Source organism: Anaerotignum lactatifermentans, from assembly GCF_014982935.1.
GTDB lineage: Bacteria > Bacillota > Clostridia > Lachnospirales > Anaerotignaceae > Anaerotignum > Anaerotignum lactatifermentans.
Genome location: NZ_JADCKK010000122.1, coordinates 1 through 1,657, shown reverse-complemented (window position 1 = coordinate 1,657; position 1,657 = coordinate 1). Strand labels below are relative to the sequence as shown.

1 protein-coding gene is annotated in these 1,657 nt (G+C 38.7%); it reads right to left on the bottom strand.

Features of this window, described 5'->3' with window-relative positions:
• Positions 1-307 precede the first annotated feature (307 nt).
• A complete protein-coding gene (locus INF29_RS14135) occupies positions 308-1,003 on the bottom strand; it encodes a helix-turn-helix domain-containing protein (protein WP_193487362.1) in 696 nt (231 codons plus the stop codon).
• Positions 1,004-1,657: the final 654 nt, after the last annotated feature.

Here is a 1,657-nt window from a genome sequence, read left to right as displayed (position 1 = left end):
CTGTCATTTGTACCCGATGTATGGGTTTCTTCTGTTTTGCCATAATAAAAGGTCCTCCTATGATTTAAATTTTACCATAGAAGAACCTCTTCAATTACATATTTACAGAAAAAGTTTCACACTGCCGATTTTTAAAATTAAAAATCTCTGTAATCCAAAATTCGCGAGAGATATTTTCTGGTTACTCCAAGTCCCCACTATGGCGTATCGGCTTTACCACCTTGTTTCCCACATTCACCTCCATTGTATCCTCCATTCACTCAAGCTATATTTAAAGAACTATACCCATGTATCTATACTCCATCTATCATATCTTAGGTGGAACTGCTGTTGCCAAAAGCAGCTGTTCGTTCCGTAGATATTCCAGAAACATGGTTTTCAAATAAGCCTTCATATTTTTTACTCCAGAATAATTCCGACCAGCTGTATAGTGCAAAAATCCGATAATATCCAGACTGCTGACTTTGTTCAGCAGTTTTCTGTCTTCAGGAAAAGAAGTATCATAAAGCTCTGGGATACACTGGCAAAGGAAATCCACCATATAAAGCTGATCTGGCATATGTTCCGCAAAGTAATCATATTCAATTCTATTTTTGATATCCTCCAACCGTTCTGTATAACCAAAATACGGTTCGTCATCAGAAGGAGATTCCGATTCCTCCGGCGGAGAAGGGGACTCCGGTTTTGCATGGACGGGGTAGAGGTATTGTTTTTCTGGTGACAAAACAAGGATATACAAATTGCTGCGATGCCCGCCTTTCTTTGTCCGTTGTTCTATTTTCTGCATCCAACCTTTATCACACAGCGAAGCGACACACTGTATAGCAGTCTTTTTAGAACAGCCGACTTTCTCCGCTATGGTGTTATAAGAAGGGTAGCAGGAGCGGGTATTATTATCAGAAAAAGCGCATAAAACGCAGTAAACCAATTTTTCGAGGGCAGTTAATTCCGGGGAAAAGAGGACATCTTTTTCCACCATAGCAAAAGGTCGTGTTAATTTCATAAGCATTCCTCCAGACAGAAAAAGACCACACAGAGAGAATTTTTCCTCTTTCTGTGTGGTCTTTTGACCAAAGACAGATGATATAAACGATGATATTTGCTAACAAAATGCTAACAAACCAACACAAAACCTGCTTTTTTCTCTGGCTGGACAAAAGGCTGAATTTTTGCTGTTCTCTGCCATAAAACCCAGTGTTTTCAAGGCTTTGCACCATCACTTGTTAACACAAACAAGTACCAAAAAACACTGGAAAACCCTCACCCCAAAAGACTCGAAATCGTTTGTTGCCATGCGAAAAGAATGTAAGAAGAAAATAGAATAATTACATTGTACAACATTCATGTGAACCATTTTCTAGAGTTGTTCAGTATCTAGAGAACGGTTTGTGAAAGTCTTTGAGAAAAACTAGATGCCAACAAATTAACTATACGAGCCTGATTACAGTTTCAATACATGCAGAAAGATGAAATAAAAACTTCTTTGGTTGTGGTCACTTTCTGTTTATAGCATTTTTACATGCCTTTATTCTGTGGGTTTGTCAAACATATGTTACACCCTCCTTAATAAATTCCTTCAGGACAGTCTGTGGGGATTTCCAACCCAGAGGTCTCATAGGGAACAGATTATAGTCCCTACGGTTATAGACTTGGAGCT

Coding starts and splice junctions, on each gene's coding strand:
- INF29_RS14135 (WP_193487362.1), bottom strand. CDS start 1,003: ATGAAATTAACACGACCTTTTGCTATGGTGGAAAAAGATGTCCTCTTT.